This window comes from Lentzea sp. NBC_00516, from assembly GCF_036346835.1.
GTDB lineage: Bacteria > Actinomycetota > Actinomycetes > Mycobacteriales > Pseudonocardiaceae > Lentzea > Lentzea sokolovensis.
The window spans coordinates 1,872,810-1,888,308 of sequence record NZ_CP107840.1 but is presented as its reverse complement, the minus strand read 5'-3'; the positions used below and the strand labels follow the sequence as shown (position 1 = coordinate 1,888,308).

The following is a 15,499-nucleotide window of genomic DNA, read 5'->3' as shown; positions in this document are numbered from 1 at the left end:
ACACTTTAGGACAGAGGCTGGCCGCAAGCGTCGTTAGCCTTGGGTTATGACGGAGATCAGGGAATTCCACATCGCGATCGACGACGCCGACATCGACGAGTTGCGGCTTCGTCTGACGCGGACGCGGTGGACCGACCAGGTGCCGGGGGCCGGCTCGCTCTACGGGGACGACGTCGCGGACGTCAAGGAGATGGCGCGGTACTGGGCCGGGGAGTTCGACTGGCGGGCCGTGGAGGCCCGGCTCAACTCCTTCCCGCAGTTCGTCACCGAGATCGACGGCACGAACGTTCACTTCCTGCACGTCACGAGCCCGAACCCGGACGCGTTGCCGCTCATGCTGATCCACGGCTGGCCCGGCTCGGTCATGGAGTTCGTGGACGTCGTGGAGCACCTGCGTCAGGACCACCACCTGGTCATCCCCTCGATCCCCGGCTTCGGGTTCTCCGGGCCGACCACTGACACGGGCTGGCACTCCGGGCGGATCGCGAAGGCGTTCGCGGAGCTGATGGCACGGCTGGGCTACCAGCGCTACGGCGTGCACGGCAACGACGCGGGAGCGATCATCGCGCCGCAGCTCGGGCAGGTCGACCCGGAACACGTGGTGGGCGTGCACGTGACGCAGATCTTCTCGTTCCCCTCGGGTGACCCGGCCGAGATGGAGGGCCTGACCGAGGACGACTACCGCCGGCTCGGGGTGCTGCAGAACTTCTGGGAGACGATGTCCGGGTACGCGAAGCTGCAGCAGGCGCGGCCGCAGAACGTGGCGTTCGCGCTCGCGGACTCCCCCGTCGGGCAGCTCGCCTGGACGATGCAGCTCATGGGCGAACCGGCCGTCACGAAGGACTTCCTGCTCGCGAACGTGGCGATCTACTGGTTCACCGCGACCGCCGGTTCGAGTGCGCGGCTGTACTTCGAGGACGCGCATCGCGAGGACCAGCCCACCGAACCGACGACGGTGCCGATGGGCGTCGCGATCTTCTCCGACGACTTCCAGACCATCCGCCGCTTCGCCGAGCGCGATCACCGCAACCTGGTGCACTGGTCGGAGTTCGAGCGGGGCGGGCACTACTCCGGGCACGACTCGCCGGAGCTGCTGGCGGGCGACCTGAAGGTGTTCTTCGCCAAGATGTAGTGGTGCCGCAGTGGGTGGAAGCAGGGATCTGGGGACTGGCAGGCGGCGGGGCGCTCGTGGCGGGCGCGCTCGTCGCCTGGTTCCTGCGCGTGCCCCGCGACGTCGTGGCCGTGGTGATGGCGTTCGGTGCGGGCGTGCTGACCGCCGCGGCGGCGTTCGAGCTGATGGATGAGGCGGAGAAGACCGGCGGGCTGCTCGCCACCTCCGCCGGGTTCCTCGGCGGCGCGGTCGGGTACGTGCTGGCGAACCTGCTGCTCGCCCGGCACGGGGCACGGCACCGCAAGCGCAGCAGCAACCAGCCCACCGAGACCGACCAGGCCGGCAGCGGCACCGCGATCGCCGTGGGCGCGTTGCTCGACGGCATCCCCGAGTCGGTCGTGCTGGGCGTGTCCCTGCTCAGTGGCGGCGGGGTCGGGGTGGCGATGCTCGCGGCCGTGGTCATCTCGAACGTCCCCGAGGGGCTGTCCAGCGTCGCCGGCATGAAGCAGGCCGGGCGCGGACCCGGTTACGTGTTCGGGGTGTGGGGTGCGATCGCGGTCGCGAGCGGGCTGTCCGCGGCGGCGGGCAACCTGCTGCTCGACGGCGCGTCACCGCAGCTCATCGCCGTGATCACGGCTGTCGCGGCGGGAGCGATCCTGGCGATGATCGCGGACACCATGATCCCCGAGGCCTACGAACGCGCCCGCCTCTACACCGGGCTGTGCACCACCGCCGGGTTCCTGACGGCGTTCGTGGTAGAACGCCTGGGCTAGTCGGGAGGCGAGATCGTCGACACCGACGACGAGTGGGCCACCCTCATCACCTCGAACGGCCGGCGCGTGTCGTTCCAGCGCGTCGATGACTACTCGCCGCCAAGCTGGCCCGGTCAGGAGCACCCGCAGCAGATGCACCTCGACGTCACGGTCACCGACCCCGCCGGGCATCCGTTCTGCCTGGTCACGAACTAGGCGCGCCAAACCGTGGCGCTGCGGGTCTCGGTGCTCTCCAGCGTCAACGGCACCGGCACCTCGTAGCGGGCCTGCGCGGTGAACAGGTCGCGTGGCAGGTGCGCGCGGTCCGGGTCGCCGAGCAGCACGAGCGCGCCGCGTGCGGCGGCCCTGGTCAGGAACGGCAGCACGAGCGCGGTGATCTCCGCGTCGTAGAAGACGTCTCCGGCCAGCACCACGTCGGCGCCGTGGGCGTCGCTGTCGAGCTGGTCACCGCCCAGGGTGCTGACCGTGACGACGTTGGCCACGGCGTTGAGTTCCACCGCCGCCAGCGCCAGGGGGTCGATGTCGTTCGCGGTCACCGACTCCGCCCCGGCCAGTGCGGCGGCGATCGCGACCAGCCCGGAGCCCGAGGCAAGGTCGAACACCTTCCTGTCGCGCACCAGCCCTGAGTTGTCGAGCAGGTGCCGCGCCAGGGCCTGGCCGCCCGCCCACGGGAACGCCCAGAACGGCGGCTGGTCGTGATGGGTCAGTTCCCACAGGTCCATCGCCTCGGCCGCGCTGTGCAGCAGCACCTCGGGCACCAGCGGCACCGGGGCCAGCGTCGTGTTGGCGAGCACGAAGTCGGTGAGCGTCGGCGCGGACATGACGGAGAAGCTTAGGGGCAGCGCGAACACCGCCCGCAGAGGCGAAAGGCCACACCTGGAGGTCACATGCCGCCGGCGACCCGCAGGATCGTGCCCGTCGTGTACGAGGCCTCCTCCGAGAGCAGCCACGCGATGGCGTTCGCGATCTCGTCGGCCTCACCGGGGCGGCCCAGCGGAATGCGGGAGGCGACGCGATCGGGACGGTCGGGCTGGCCGGAGAGCCGGTGGATGTCGGTGCGGATCGTGCCGGGCTGCACGCAGTTGACCCGGATCCCGCGCGGCGCGAGCTCCTTGCCCAGGCCGATCGTGAGCGCGTCGACGGCGGCCTTGGTGGCGGCGTAGTGCACGTACTCCCCCGGACTGCCCAGCGTCGCCGCCCCCGAGGACACGTTCACGATCGAGCCGCTCGTCATCCGCCGCGCCGCCTCCCGTGCGACGAAGAACGCGCCGATGACGTTGACGTCCACCACGCGGCGCAGGTCCTCGGTGCGCAACTCGGCCAGCGGGCCGGACGGGGAGGTGATGCCCGCGTTGTTGACCACGCCGGTGATGTCGTCACCGGCCGCGTCGAACAGGCGCGCCACGTCGTTCTCGTCGGCGGTGTCGGCCCGCACGGCGAGCACGCCGAGTTCCTCCTGCAGCGCACGCGCCTCCTCGGCAGCTTGGCGGTAGCTGATCACGACCCGGTGCCCGTCGCGCACGAGCCTGCGTGCGGTCGCGGCACCGATACCCCGGCTTCCCCCGGTGATCACCGTTGTCATGTCACCCACCCTAACCCGTATACTCGGCACCGGATATACGGGAGCGGATATGACGTTCAAGCGCACGAACCCCCTGGCCCTCGCGGTGCTGGCGCTGCTGTCGGAGCGGCCCATGCACCCCTACGAGATGGCGCAGACCATGCGGGAACGCCACCAGGAGGAGGTCATCAAGCTCAACTACGGCTCGCTCTACACCGTCGTGGAGTCACTGACCCGCCACGAGCTGATCACCGCCGCGGCCGTGCAGAAGGCGGGCAACCGGCCCGAACGCACCGTCTACGCCGTCACCGACACGGGCACGGCCGAGCTGCACGACTGGCTGCGCGCGCTGATCGCCGAACCCGCCAAGGAGTACCCGCGGTTCGAGGCAGGGATCTCGATGGTCGGCCTGCTATCCCCGGCCGACGCGTTGCAGGTCGTGAGTCGGCGCGAGGCCGCCGTGACCGAACAGCTCACCGCGCTGGCCGTGCTGCTGGAGAGGCTCGCGGGCATGGGACTGCCGCAGCTCGCGTGGATCGAACTCGACTACCGGATGGCCATGCTGCGCGCCGAACGCGCCTGGCTGTCCTGGTTCGCCACCGCCACCCGCGAAGGCACCGTCGGCGGGTACGACACCTGGGAGGACAGACACCGATGAGACTGCTCTTCGAAGTGACCGGCATCGTGCACGCGCCGTTGGAGGACGTGCGCGCACGGATGTTCGCCGACGCCGGCGAGTCCGGGTCGCATCGGCTCGTGGACCGCGACCAGGGCGTGATCGCCTACTGGGGCGACTGGTGGTACCGCGGCGAGGACTCGCTGCACCCCCATCCCGAGGGTGCGCTGGTGCGGCACCGCGTCTACAACATCGCCAAGCAGGGCAACTGGGCTCCCTACCTGGCGAACAAGCTGTTCCTCGGCTACCGCGCCAAACTCGAAGCGTCGATGCGCGACCGAGTGCGGCTGCTCGAAGGGCAGAGCTAGCCGGGATCAGAGTTGGCCGAAGCGCACGCCGGCGACGAACACCGCGAGCGCGCACAGCACGAGGTTGATCGGCACCGTGGCGCCCTCGCCGCGGCGGATGTGCGTGATCGCGGCACCCACCTGCACCAGCGCAAGGCCGATGGCCGCGATCGGGGTGAGGATCGGCGCGATGCCGGTCAGCCACGGCAGCACCAGCCCGATCGCGCCCGCGACCTCGACGGCGCCGATGCCCTTGACCTGTCCCTCGGTGAAATCCCCTGCCCACGACATGCGCGGCTCGGCCTGCAGGTCCTGTTTGGTCTTGGCCAGCTTGGTGAAGCCCGCCATGAGATAGAGGGCCGCCAGCACTCCCGAGACGATCCACACCGCGAGGTTCATGAACGAAAACCTAGACCCCCGCTCAGGGGGACGACCACTGATGTTCGAGGTCACACAGATTAAGTAAGGGTGTCCTTAGTCATCACCCGAACGGCCGTATAGGGTGTGCAGATGAGGTGCTCGATTCTCTCCGACTTCGCGGGCGAACCGCTGGCCGGCACGGCCGCGACCGCGACGGCGTGGCTGTGCCTGGAACAGCCGGGCCCCTGGGGCCGCGACGCCCTGCTGGAGAGCCACCTCGACCCCGAACTGGGCGCCGAACTGCAGCGCCGCGCCGCCGGCACCGGTGTGCGCATCCTGCTGATCCGCCGGCCCGGCAAGCACGCCGACACCCACACCCCCTCGACGCGGCGCCTGTACCTGGCCTCGACGAAGCCCGGCGCCTCGTGGCTGGAACAGGCCGACCTGACCGCCCCCGAGGAAGCCCTCGAACTCGACTTCGAGGCCCTGGGCGCGGGCCGCTCCACCGCCTTCGGCACCCCGGTCGCCGACCCGTTGCTGCTGATCTGCACCAACAGCAAACGCGACGTCTGCTGCGCCCTGTACGGCCGCCCGATCGCCACCGCGCTCAACCTCTGGGAGTGCACCCACACCGGCGGGCACCGCTTCGCCCCCACCGGAGTGCTGCTGCCCACCGGTCACCTGTACGGACGAATCGACCACCAGTTGGCCCACCGCGTCGTCACCGAGGGCATCGTCGCCGACCGCTGCCGGGGCCGCTCCTGCTTCACCCCGCGGGGTCAGGTGGCCGAGGTCGCCGTCCGCGAGCAGATCGGCGAGACCCGCGACGTGCTCACCGTCGTCGCCGAGACCGCCGACTCCGCGACCGTGCGGCACGACGACGGCCGGGAGTGGCGGGTGGCGCTGACCAAGCAGCCGGTGCCGCCGCGGCCCGCCAGTTGCGGGAAGTCGCCGGACATCGCGATCGCGCTGGTGGCCACGGCGATCGACCAGCTGGTGAAGGTCTACCGCTAGCCTCGATCGAGTGCCTCGGCTGATCCACCTCAACGGCCCCACCGGCGTCGGCAAGTCCACGCTCGCCGCCCGCTACGCCGCCGCCCACCCGAAGACCCTCAACCTCGACGCCGACGAGATCGTCCGGCTCGTCGGCGGCTGGCGCGAGGACTTCCACGGCGCGGTCGAGCTCGTCCGGCCGCTCGCGCTCACCATGGCCGCCACCCACCTGGCCTCCGGCAACGACGTCGTGATGCCGCAGCTGATCATGCGTCACGGCGAACGCGACAGGTTCGCCGCCGTGGCCGAATCCGCGGGCGCGGACTACCTCGAGTTCGTGCTGCTCGCCCCACCCGAGACCGCGATCAGCCGCTACCGGCGACGCGAGCACCACATCGACCACGTCGTCGAAGCGCTCGGCGGGCCACAGGTCATCCGGCACAGCCACGACCGCATCACCGCCTACCTCACCCCCGCCGCGACCGTCATCGACGCCGCCGGGGACGTCGACCTGACGTACAGAGCATTGATCACCGAACTAGATTGATCGAATGGGTCCCCTGCAGAGCACGCACGCCGTCCCCACCGACCGAAGACGCGTCCTCGGCCGCGTCGCGCTGATCATCGCGGTCGTGAGCGCCGCGCTGCTGGCCCTGAGCTTCGTGATCGACCTCGACGGCGCCGAGCGCGGGCTGATCTTCGCCGTCATCCCGCTGGTGCCGGCCGTTGCGGCCGCGGTGGTCCTGCTGCTCAAGGCGGGACCGTCCGAGGTGATCGAGCTCTACGAGGACGGCATCGCCCACGTCTTCGGCGGTGTGCGTCGGTCCTGGGCGTGGGACCAGGTGCAGGCGATCGACGTCGCCGAGCGCGTCGGGTACACCGAGGCCGACTGCACGGTCCGGTTCACCGACGGCAACCTGCTGTACTTCAGCGGATCCACCGAGAACAGCCGCGTGATCATCGGCGTCCTGACCAGGCACTGCGTCGACGCCGGCCGTGAGCCGCTGCGCGCGAGGCACAAGGGACGCACGGCGGCGTTCCTGGGCGGTGTCACGCTGATCAGCGGCGGTGTCGCCGCCTGGGGGTACCTCGACGGGCCGACCGTGTTCACGGTGGCGTGCGCGGTGCCGGCGGTGCTCAGCCTGATTCTGCTGATCTCCGTTCTGGTGACCGGCCGGCGTTAGGCACGGTCGCGGAGAACACGCCGATGCCCAGCGCGTACGGGTCGTTGAGGCCGACGGTCTCGAGGGTCTCGCTGGGCAGGGCGAGCAGGGAGATCGCCACGCCCAGGAAGTAGGCGTCGAGCAGGCCCGTGTCGCGGACCGTGGACGGCAGGCCCGCCGCCTGTTGCAGGGCGGCTCCGGCTTGGGCGTTGGCGAGGACCATGCCCGAGAGCGCCTCGCGCACGCCGGGGCGGCGGACGGCCTCCAGGTAGAGCTCGACCATCGCGAGCATCTGCGTCGGGTCGTCGGCGACCGCGCGGCGCAGCAGCGCCGGGTAGAGCTCGGCGACGTCGGTGGCGGTGATGTCGGGCGGGGTGGTCTCGCGCAGGCGTTGCACGGCGGCTTGGTGCAGTGACGTCATGCGGGCGGCGCACGCGGTGAGGATGGACTCGCGGGTCGGGAAGTAGTTCTTGGTGGTGCCGATGGGGACGCCGGCCTCGCGGTCGATCGCGCGGTGGGTCAGGCCCCGGCCGCCTTCCACCGCGAGGATCTGGATCGCGGTGTCGCACAGGAGATCACGACGGCTCACGGTCCGGGACACTAGCAAGATCACCACGGCTGTGGTGAATCGGGGCGAACGTGCTGGTCCCGGCGGTCGCGGTGACCACACCTCGTTCGACGACGAGGAACAGGCCGCAGACGCAGCGCACGTAGGCGACCGGGCCGTGCGAGGACAGGGCGGAGGCGCAGGGCCAGTGGCAGGCGGGGCAGGTGGCGATCATGAGCCAAGCCTGATGTCATGGTCTAGTGCATTTCAACCCTTACGGCGGGGCGGCCGCCGAGCTCGCCGCGAAGCTGGTCAACGCCGATCCGGCGGATCCCCTGCTCGACGTGCTGAAATCCTCCGACTACAAGCCGCTGGGCTCGCTCGACGCCCGGCAGGAACGTGACGTACGAGACTGGATCGAACGGCTGCGGCAGGTGTTCCGGGAGCCGGCGGTGGAGCTGCTCAACGAGCTGTTGGCCCGGTCGTCGACCACGCACTACATCTCCACGCACGACGGACGCGCCCCGCACCTGCACTACGCCCGTGAGGACGCGCCGACCGACGTGCGCCTGAAGGCCTACACGGCGGCGGGCATGGCGGCGTTGTTCTGCGAGGACGCCGGGCGCATCGGCTGGTGCGGCCGCGAGGGCTGCGACACGGTGTTCGTCGACACCAGCCGCAACGGCACGAGGCGGTTCTGCTCGACCAAGTGCGCGAACCGCGTCGCCGTGGCGAACCACAGGAGCCGTCAGTCGGCGTGAACGCGGTGCCCGAACCGGGTGTTCTCGAACGACGACTCGCCCCCGAACACGGCGTCCACGAAGTCCTCGCGGCCACGGAACCACGCGCCCGCGAACGACGAGGCACCCGCGAACCAGGCACGGCGGAACACCGCCCGCCCAGCGAACCGCACCCGTGAGCAGTCCAGTTCCGAACCGAACCGCGAGCAGGTGAAGTCCGCACGGCCGGAGAACCGCACCCCGCGCAGCACGGCCGGTCCGGCGACGTGGATGTGCGACAGCTCGCCGTTGCCGCACACCGTCGAGCCGTGCAGCCCGAGGCCACGGGCGAACACCGACCGCGTGAGCAGCACGTGCCGCCCGAAGAACGCGCCGCGCGCCTGGAACGCCCCGAGGAACGTCGACTGGTCGAACCGCGCGTCACCGAGGAACCGGGTGCCGTCGAACCGGGCGGCGCGCAGCCGGCACTCCGACAGGTCGAAGTCGACCAGCGTGGTGTGCCGCAGGTCCACGTCGCTGCCCAGCCAGAACCCGGGACCGGGCCGCAGGCGCGCGGCCAGCGAGGCCTGCAGCACGCTGCGCCACCGCTGGTCGGCCTCGGTTCCCGGCCACGGCAGCTCCCGCAGCGCCTCGCACAGCACGTCCAGCGCGGGCTGCCGGTTCTCGACACGGCTCTCGCCGTACTCGACCCAGTCGCGCAGCCCGCCCAGGCGCACGTCGGACTCGGCGGTGAGCAGCCGGGCGCGGATGTCCTGCAGCGGCGACGGGCTCACCGGCACCGGGCCGGATGTCCGGCGACGCCTTGCCCACGTCACCACCGCCACGGTCAGGACACCGGAGGTCGCTGTGAGCCAGCGCGAGAGAAGGGACATGACTCGATGATGTGACCTGGGTCATCGCGCCGGACAGTGGCGGAGTTCAACCCGGTGTTCACCGCGGAGCCCACCGGCCGCGACAGCCGACGGGCATCGCCGCGTCTCAGTCGATCACGTTGAACAGCCGCCGCGGCCAGTAGTTGTCGGCCTGGGAGAGCCCGTAGCGCAGGACGCGGTAGGTCGTGCCGTGGACGCCGCGCTGTTCGTAGGCGTGGTAGGCGGTCCGGTAGGGGTCGGCCCACTTCTCGAAGATCACGACGTGGCGGCCGTCGGCGGTGTCGCCGACCGTGTTGACGATGATGTCGCCCCACCGCAGCTCGGCCAGGGAGATCGGCTTGGAGTGCAGGCGGTCGGCGAGGTCGGTGGTGATCTTGCCGGGCTGGTCGATCTTCGCGGCCATCGAGACGTAGCCGGAGCAGTCCTGGCGGTAGCCCTCGAACCTCGACTGCTGGCTGTAGGGCACCGGGCCGTGGTTCGGACCGGCGGTCAGCCACGACCTGGCCCGGTTGATCATGTCGGCGCGGGTGACGTCCGGGTAGGCGTGCGCGGGCAGCGCCGACACCAGCGTTGTGTTCACGGCGACGAGGACCGCGGCGGCCATCGCGAGGACTCTCATGCGTGCTACTCCCATTCCGTAGATCACCTGTGGGCGCTTAGGGTCGGTTCATGGAGCTGACGGAGCTGTGTTTCGCCGGGGCGGCCAGGCAGGCGCACGCCGTGCGGTCCGGCGAGGTGAGCGCGCGTGACCTGGTCGCCGAGCACCTGCGGCGCATCGAGCGGATCGATCCGCGGCTCAACGCGTTCCGGCTGGTCTTCGCCGAGCAGGCCCTGGCGGAGGCCACCCGTGCGGACGAACGCAGGGCCGCGGGCGAGGACCTGCCGCTGCTGGGCGTGCCGATCGCGGTCAAGGAGGACATCGCGCTGCAGGGCCTGCCCACGACCAAGGGCACGAACGCCGCCCGCACCCCGCAACCGGCTGACTCCGCGATCGTCACGCGGCTGCGCGAGGCCGGGGCGGTGATCATCGGCCGCACCCGCATGCCGGAACTGGGCCTGTGGCCCTACACCGAGAGCTCCTGGGCCGGGCCGACGCGCAACCCGTGGTCGCTGACGCACTCGCCCGGCGGTTCCAGCGGCGGTTCGGCCGCAGCGGTGGCTGCGGGACTGGCGGCGGCCGCGATCGGCACCGACGGCGCCGGCTCGATCCGCATCCCCTCCGCGGTGACGGGCCTGTTCGGCCTCAAGCCCCAGCGCGGCCGCGTCTCGCTGTCGCCGGAACCGGAGATGTGGGGCGGTCTCGTCGTGGCGGGCCCGATCACCCGCACAGTGGCGGACTGGGCATTGGTCGCCGACCAGATCCACGGCGCCATGCCCGGCGACGCGCACGTCGCCCATCCGCCGCGCACGAGCTTCACGCAGGCCGCGCGCACCGATCCGGGCCGGCTGCGGATCGGCGTGTCGCTGCGGCCGTGGGGTCCGGGCATCGGAATCGCCGACGAGGTCCGCGACGCCGTGCAGGACACCGCCGCGCTGCTCACCGACCTCGGCCACGACGTGGTGCGCCTGGACCCGCCGATGCGCGACGTCACCGCCTCCACGCAGTTCGCCGCCCGCTACCTCCACAACGCCTACCTCGCGCGCACCGGCATGGAGTTCCCCGATCTCGTCGAGGCCCGCACCCGCGCGGTCGGTGAGCTGGGCCGCCGCATCCCGCGCGGCGCCGTGCGCTGGGCGAGCAAGGACGACGCGACGCTCACCGCGTTCGCGAACCGGGTGTTCACCTCGGTGGACGTGCTGCTCACCCCGGCGTTGACCCGTCCGCCGATCCGCGTGGGCGAGTGGGACGGCCGCAACGTCGTCGCGGCGCTGCTCGCGGCGTCGCACTACACGACGTTCCTGCCGCTGTGGAACATCGTCGGCAACCCGGCCGCCTGCGTGCCCGCCGGCCGCACGTCGGCGGGACTGCCGCTCGCGGTGCAGCTCGTGGGCCGCCAGCACGACGAGTGCACACTGCTGTCGGTGTCCGCCCAGCTGGAGCGTGCCCGGCCGTGGGCGGACCGGATCCCCTCCGGCCTCGATCATGCGAAATAGAATAGTACGAGTACGGACTATCCGAATCGGTATTGGTCAGAATCCGCGCTTGGACAACTCGTCGAGCAGTTCCCGGTCCGCCACGTGCCGCGACTTGATGTGGTCCAGGTAGTCGGCGAACGCGTCGGGCTGCAGGCCGCGTAGTTGTTCGAGCAGTTCGACGACCAGGTCCTGCTCCTCGATGCCGCGCCGGGCGAGCTCCACCTCGACGATGCGCCGGTAGACCTCGACCGCGAGGCGGCTGCCGTCCTGCACGAGGTGGTTCACCAGTTCCGCGCGCAACGGCGGCCACTCGTCGGTGTGCACGACCAGCGCGCGGATCTTGAGGTAGACGTCGAGGTTCGGGCGGGCGAAGAACGCCTCCCGGCACACCTGCACCGCCCGCTCCGGTACACCCCGGCGCAGGTGCTCCTCCACGGCGAGGTCGATCAGCCGCAGTGCCGCGCCTCGTCCGCCGACCGCGCGCAACCCGCGTTCGACCCAGTCCAGGGCCTCGCCGGAGCGGCCGTTGTCGCGCAGCACGGTCGCGACCTGCAGGTAGTGCCAGCCCGAGGACAGGTCCTTGGACAGCACGAGCAGCTGCAGGTCGACGTCCTCGGTGTACTCGGCGAGCTCCTCCATGACGCGCAGCAACGCCCAGCGGGCACGGTCGTAGCGGCCGGTCTCGCCGAACCCGATCACCGCCAGGGGCTCGAACAACGCCACCGCACGCTCCCGGTAGCGGGCGAGGCCGTCGTCGTCGAGCGCGTCGACATAGGCGGCCAGGCTGACCTCGGGCGCGTCGGGGTGCTGCAGCTGCAGGTCGAGCAGCCAGTCGGCCAGGCGCAGCGGGTCGGGCCGGGTCTCGGCGCACGCGCGGGCGTGGGTGGTCAGGACGCGATGGGCCAGTTCGGCGAGTTCGACGCGGTGCCGCCTGCTGCCGGCGACGCCGTCGGCCAGCTGGGTGACGATCCGCTCGATCAGCGCGACCAGCTCGGGCCCGGGGTCGGTCACCAGCAGCGACTGCAGCTCGACGGACACGGCGGTGAGAGCCTGCCACTGCACCGGCCAGTTCGCGCCCTCGCCGTCGGCCTCGGCAAGCGCGGAGGCCACGGTGACGGGCAGCGAGTCCATCACAACATCATTCACGCGTCACCCGGTCGAGTGCCACCGATGTCGCCCTAAGGATTTAAGGTTCACCCTCAGTGGCGAGACGGCTACAGCTCGGCCAGCTTGCGGGTCAGCACGGCACGTTCGCGTTCGTTGCCGCAGAGACGAATGGCCTGCTCCAGCTCGGTGCGGGCCTCCTGCATCCGGCCGAGCCTGCGCAGTAACTCTCCGCGCACGCCCGGTAGCTGGTGCGAGTCCTTGAACGCGTCGCTCGACGCGAGGGAGTCGACGATCGGCAGGGCCGCGGCGGGTCCCTGGGCCATCGACACGGCGACCGCGCGGTTGAGGTCCACGACCGGCGACGGCGCGAGGCTGCCCAGCCCCTCGTACAGGGCGACGATGCGGCCCCAGTTCGTCTCCTCGACCGAGGACGCCAGCGCGTGGCACTCGGCGATCGCGGCCTGCAGCCCGTAGTAGCCGTACCCGCGACCGGCGTCGGCGGCCTTGGCCAGCGCGGCCCGGCCCCGCGCGATCGCGGAGCGGTCCCAGCGACGCCGGTCCTGCTCCTCCAGCAACACGGTCTCGCCGTCGGGACCGCGGCGGGCGGGGAACCGGGCGGCGGTGAGTTCCAGCAGGGCCAGCAGGCTGTGGACCTCGGGTTCCTCTGGCATCAGCCGCGACAGGATCCTGGCCAGCCGCTGCGCCTCCCCTGCCAGGTCGAAGCGGATGACCTCGTCACCGGAACTGGCCGACGAGCCCTCGGTGAAGATCAGGTAGACCACGCTCAGGACCTGGGCCAGCCGCGCGGGACGTTCCCCGACCGGCGGCACCTCGAACGGCACCCCGGCGGCGCCGAGGGTCTTCTTGGCGCGGGTGATGCGGGCCTGCACGGTCGCCGTGGGCACCAGGAACGCGCGCGCGATCTCGTCGCTGGTCAGACCGCCGATCACGCGCAACGTCAGCGCCACCCCGGACTCGCGCGAGAGCACCGGGTGGCACGAGGTGAACATCAGGGCGAGGGTGTCGTCGTCGATCTGGTCCGGGTCCCACAGCACGTCGTCCGCCGCGGGGCCGGGCTCGGCTCCGGTCAATGCGCCGCCCTCGGGCAGGTGGTGGGCCATCGCGGCGTACTTCTCGTCACGGGCGCTGCGGCGCCGGAACGCGTCGATCGCGCGGCGCCGGCCGACGGTGAGCAGCCAGCCCGCCGGGTTGTTCGGCACGCCCTCGCGCGGCCAGGTCACCAGCGCCTCGGCCAGTGCCTCCTGCGCGAGGTCCTCGGCCAGCGCGAAGTCTCCGGTGTAGCGGGTGAGCGCACCGATGATCCTCGCGGAGTCGATGCGCCACACCGCCGCCACGGCCTTGCGTCCGGTGGGGTCGCTCATGGCGTTAGATCAAACCAAACGCCGTTCAGAGCTGACCGGTGGACTCGCGCCACGCGCGTTCCTTCTTGATCCACTCGTTGTCCTGCGGGAACTCGTCGATCGTCGGCACGCGGCGGATCTCGGTCTTGAACCCGGCGGCGGTCATCGGGGTGCGCTTGGCCCACTCGATCGCGTCCTGGATGGTGGGGACGTTGATCAGGTAGAAGCCGTTGAACAGCTCCTTGGTCTCCCCGTACGGGCCGTCGGTGACGACGGGCGGTTCGGAGGAGAAGTCGACGACCACGCCTTCCTCGGCGGGAGCGAGACCTTCGGCGGCGATCAGCACGCCGGCCTCGATGAGCTCCTCGTTGAACTTGCCGACGGTCTCGATCATCTGGTCGAAGTCGATCTCACCGAGGTTGGCCCACGCCTCGTCGGAGGCCACTCGCCAGATCAGCATGAACTTCATGATGTGCTCTCCCAGTGGGTTCGTGCGGGTCCGTTGTGGACCCTTTCACGCCAAGGTCGAACGGGCCGGGCGTTCGATCGACACACTCCCCGGATTTTCTTGAACTTTTCTGTTTTCGCTGGTCACACGACAGAGCGGCCCACCCCGGAGATCGGGATGGGCCGCTCTGCGTGTCGGTTTCGGTCAGACCTGCTCGTCGGGCTGGTGCAGCGAACGAGGCTGCTCCGCCTGCAGTTCCGGCAGCGGCGAGGAACCGGCGACCGGACGCGGCACGGCGCCGAGCGGACCGGGCACCTCCTGGCGTGCCACCGCCTCCGCGGCGGCGACGGCCTCGGCGACCTTCGGGTCGGACTTGAGGTCGAACCAGGCGGCGACCGACTCGTCCTCGTCCTCCGGGCGCGAGGTCTCACCCGGCTCGGTGGCCGGGGGCTCGTAGCGGAACACGCCGTCGTCACCGGGTGCGCCCAGCATGCGGGCGAACCCTTCGAGGGCCTTGCCGAAGTCGGACGGGATCATCCAGACCTTGTTCGCGTCGCCCTGCGCCATCTGCGGCAGCGTCTGCAGGTACTGGTAGGCCAGCACCTCCGGCGTGGGCTTGCCCGCCTTGATCGCGGAGAAGACCTTCTCGATGGCCTTGGCCTGACCCTGCGCCTGCAGGTAACGCGCGGCACGTTCACCCTGCGCCCGCAGGATCTGCGACTGCCGCTCACCCTCCGCGGTCAGGATCGACGCCTGCTTGCCGCCCTCGGCCGCGAGGATCTGCGACTGCTTCTGGCCCTCGGCGGTCTTGATCGACGACTCCCGCTGGCCCTCGGCGGTGAGGATCATGGCGCGCTTCTCGCGGTCGGCGCGCATCTGCTTCTCCATCGAGTCCTGAATGGACGGAGGAGGGTCGATGGACTTCAGCTCGACGCGGGCCACGCGCAGGCCCCACCGGCCGGTCGCCTCGTCGAGGACGCCGCGCAGCTGACCGTTGATGTGGTCACGCGAGGTGAGCGTCTCCTCCAGGCTCATGCCACCGACGAGGTTGCGCAGCGTGGTGATGGTGAGCTGCTCGACACCGACGATGTAGTTGGAGATCTCGTACACCGCGGAGCGCGGCTCGGTGACCTGGAAGTACACGACGGTGTCGATGGACACCGTGAGGTTGTCCTGGGTGATCACCGGCTGCGGCGGGAACGACACGACCTGCTCGCGCAGGTCGATGCGGGCCCGCACCTTGTCGATGAACGGCACGATGATGTTCAGGCCGGGTGCCGCGGTGTTGCGGTAGCGGCCGAGGCGTTCGATGACGGCGGCCTGCGCCTGCGGGATGACCAGCACCGACTTGACGGCGATGGTCAGCACGAAGATCGCGATTACGGCCACGACCACAGCGGTGATCGGGTCCAACTCGGTTCACA

21 protein-coding genes are annotated in these 15,499 nt (G+C 70.6%); 10 read left to right on the top strand and 11 right to left on the bottom strand.

Annotated elements, in window-relative coordinates:
* The first annotated feature begins 46 nt into the window (after window positions 1-46).
* Genes OG205_RS08410 through OG205_RS08400 form a run of 3 tightly spaced genes read left to right on the top strand, consistent with a single transcriptional unit; the run spans window position 47 to window position 2,079 of the window.
* On the top strand, window positions 47-1,132 hold the full coding sequence (locus tag OG205_RS08410; protein ID WP_330275679.1) for an epoxide hydrolase family protein: 1,086 nt from the start codon (window positions 47-49) through the stop codon (window positions 1,130-1,132).
* Between the two features lie 2 nt (window positions 1,133-1,134).
* Complete coding sequence (locus tag OG205_RS08405) at window positions 1,135-1,884, top strand: ZIP family metal transporter (RefSeq protein ID WP_330275678.1); 750 nt, start codon at window positions 1,135-1,137, stop codon at window positions 1,882-1,884.
* 12 nt (window positions 1,885-1,896) lie between these two features.
* Complete coding sequence (locus OG205_RS08400; protein WP_330278127.1) at window positions 1,897-2,079, top strand: hypothetical protein; 183 nt, start codon at window positions 1,897-1,899, stop codon at window positions 2,077-2,079.
* Here OG205_RS08400 and OG205_RS08395 read toward each other — a convergent pair.
* Together OG205_RS08395 and OG205_RS08390 are read right to left on the bottom strand one after the other, a co-directional pair.
* Window positions 2,076-2,705 (bottom strand): class I SAM-dependent methyltransferase, encoded by a 630-nt coding sequence (locus tag OG205_RS08395; protein ID WP_330275677.1) that lies wholly within the window; start codon window positions 2,703-2,705, stop codon window positions 2,076-2,078. The two genes, OG205_RS08400 and OG205_RS08395, sit on opposite strands and share 4 nt — an antisense overlap.
* 62 nt (window positions 2,706-2,767) lie before the next feature.
* Entirely contained in the window at window positions 2,768-3,466 is a 699-nt protein-coding gene (locus OG205_RS08390; protein ID WP_330275676.1) for an SDR family oxidoreductase, read from the bottom strand.
* 49 nt (window positions 3,467-3,515) lie between these two features.
* On the opposite strand from OG205_RS08390, the gene OG205_RS08385 reads away from it, so the two are divergent.
* A complete protein-coding gene (locus OG205_RS08385) occupies window positions 3,516-4,103 on the top strand; it encodes a PadR family transcriptional regulator (RefSeq protein ID WP_330275675.1) in 588 nt (195 codons plus the stop codon).
* Window positions 4,100-4,429 carry a hypothetical protein gene (locus OG205_RS08380; RefSeq protein ID WP_330275674.1) on the top strand — a complete coding sequence of 110 codons (330 nt, stop codon included), beginning with the start codon at window positions 4,100-4,102 and terminating at the stop codon, window positions 4,427-4,429. The genes OG205_RS08385 and OG205_RS08380 overlap by 4 nt, the downstream gene beginning before the upstream one ends.
* Window positions 4,430-4,435: 6 nt before the next feature.
* Here the strand turns inward: OG205_RS08380 and OG205_RS08375 are convergent, their stop codons facing one another.
* Window positions 4,436-4,807 (bottom strand): DoxX family protein, encoded by a 372-nt coding sequence (locus OG205_RS08375; protein WP_330275673.1) that lies wholly within the window; start codon window positions 4,805-4,807, stop codon window positions 4,436-4,438.
* A 111-nt stretch (window positions 4,808-4,918) separates the two neighbouring features.
* On the opposite strand from OG205_RS08375, the gene OG205_RS08370 reads away from it, so the two are divergent.
* From OG205_RS08370 to OG205_RS08360, 3 genes are read left to right on the top strand one after another with little or no spacing between them, the layout of a single operon-like run.
* Window positions 4,919-5,782 carry a sucrase ferredoxin gene (locus OG205_RS08370; RefSeq protein WP_330275672.1) on the top strand — a complete coding sequence of 288 codons (864 nt, stop codon included), beginning with the start codon at window positions 4,919-4,921 and terminating at the stop codon, window positions 5,780-5,782.
* A gap of 10 nt (window positions 5,783-5,792) precedes the next feature.
* Window positions 5,793-6,308: an ATP-binding protein gene (locus tag OG205_RS08365; protein ID WP_330275671.1), complete on the top strand. Its 516-nt coding sequence runs from the start codon at window positions 5,793-5,795 to the stop codon at window positions 6,306-6,308.
* A 4-nt stretch (window positions 6,309-6,312) separates the two neighbouring features.
* Window positions 6,313-6,945 (top strand): hypothetical protein, encoded by a 633-nt coding sequence (locus OG205_RS08360; protein ID WP_330275670.1) that lies wholly within the window; start codon window positions 6,313-6,315, stop codon window positions 6,943-6,945.
* On the opposite strand, the gene OG205_RS08355 is transcribed toward OG205_RS08360, so the two are convergent.
* On the bottom strand, window positions 6,899-7,513 hold the full coding sequence (locus tag OG205_RS08355; protein WP_330275669.1) for a TetR/AcrR family transcriptional regulator: 615 nt from the start codon (window positions 7,511-7,513) through the stop codon (window positions 6,899-6,901). The genes OG205_RS08360 and OG205_RS08355 overlap by 47 nt on opposite strands.
* Complete coding sequence (locus OG205_RS08350) at window positions 7,500-7,706, bottom strand: hypothetical protein (RefSeq protein ID WP_330275668.1); 207 nt, start codon at window positions 7,704-7,706, stop codon at window positions 7,500-7,502. The genes OG205_RS08355 and OG205_RS08350 overlap by 14 nt, the downstream gene beginning before the upstream one ends.
* Before the next feature lie 25 nt (window positions 7,707-7,731).
* Here OG205_RS08350 and OG205_RS08345 point away from each other — a divergent pair, with 25 nt between their 5' ends.
* Window positions 7,732-8,232 (top strand): CGNR zinc finger domain-containing protein, encoded by a 501-nt coding sequence (locus OG205_RS08345; protein WP_330275667.1) that lies wholly within the window; start codon window positions 7,732-7,734, stop codon window positions 8,230-8,232.
* Here OG205_RS08345 and OG205_RS08340 read toward each other — a convergent pair.
* Entirely contained in the window at window positions 8,220-9,083 is an 864-nt protein-coding gene (locus OG205_RS08340; protein ID WP_330275666.1) for a pentapeptide repeat-containing protein, read from the bottom strand. The genes OG205_RS08345 and OG205_RS08340 overlap by 13 nt on opposite strands.
* 106 nt (window positions 9,084-9,189) lie before the next feature.
* Window positions 9,190-9,702, bottom strand: a complete 513-nt coding sequence (locus OG205_RS08335) for a hypothetical protein (RefSeq protein WP_330275665.1) — start codon at window positions 9,700-9,702, stop codon at window positions 9,190-9,192.
* A 50-nt stretch (window positions 9,703-9,752) separates the two neighbouring features.
* Between OG205_RS08335 and OG205_RS08330 the strand changes: the two genes are divergently transcribed.
* Window positions 9,753-11,177, top strand: coding sequence for an amidase (locus OG205_RS08330; RefSeq protein ID WP_330275664.1), 1,425 nt, complete (start codon window positions 9,753-9,755; stop codon window positions 11,175-11,177).
* A 36-nt stretch (window positions 11,178-11,213) separates the two neighbouring features.
* Here OG205_RS08330 and OG205_RS08325 read toward each other — a convergent pair whose 3' ends face one another.
* From OG205_RS08325 to OG205_RS08310, 4 genes are all read right to left on the bottom strand, one after another.
* On the bottom strand, window positions 11,214-12,305 hold the full coding sequence (locus OG205_RS08325) for a hypothetical protein (protein WP_330275663.1): 1,092 nt from the start codon (window positions 12,303-12,305) through the stop codon (window positions 11,214-11,216).
* Between the two features lie 68 nt (window positions 12,306-12,373).
* On the bottom strand, window positions 12,374-13,648 hold the full coding sequence (locus OG205_RS08320) for an RNA polymerase sigma factor (protein WP_330275662.1): 1,275 nt from the start codon (window positions 13,646-13,648) through the stop codon (window positions 12,374-12,376).
* A 25-nt stretch (window positions 13,649-13,673) separates the two neighbouring features.
* Window positions 13,674-14,096, bottom strand: coding sequence for a YciI family protein (locus tag OG205_RS08315; protein WP_330275661.1), 423 nt, complete (start codon window positions 14,094-14,096; stop codon window positions 13,674-13,676).
* A gap of 183 nt (window positions 14,097-14,279) precedes the next feature.
* Window positions 14,280-15,488, bottom strand: coding sequence for an SPFH domain-containing protein (locus tag OG205_RS08310; protein ID WP_442916763.1), 1,209 nt, complete (start codon window positions 15,486-15,488; stop codon window positions 14,280-14,282).
* Window positions 15,489-15,499: the final 11 nt, after the last annotated feature.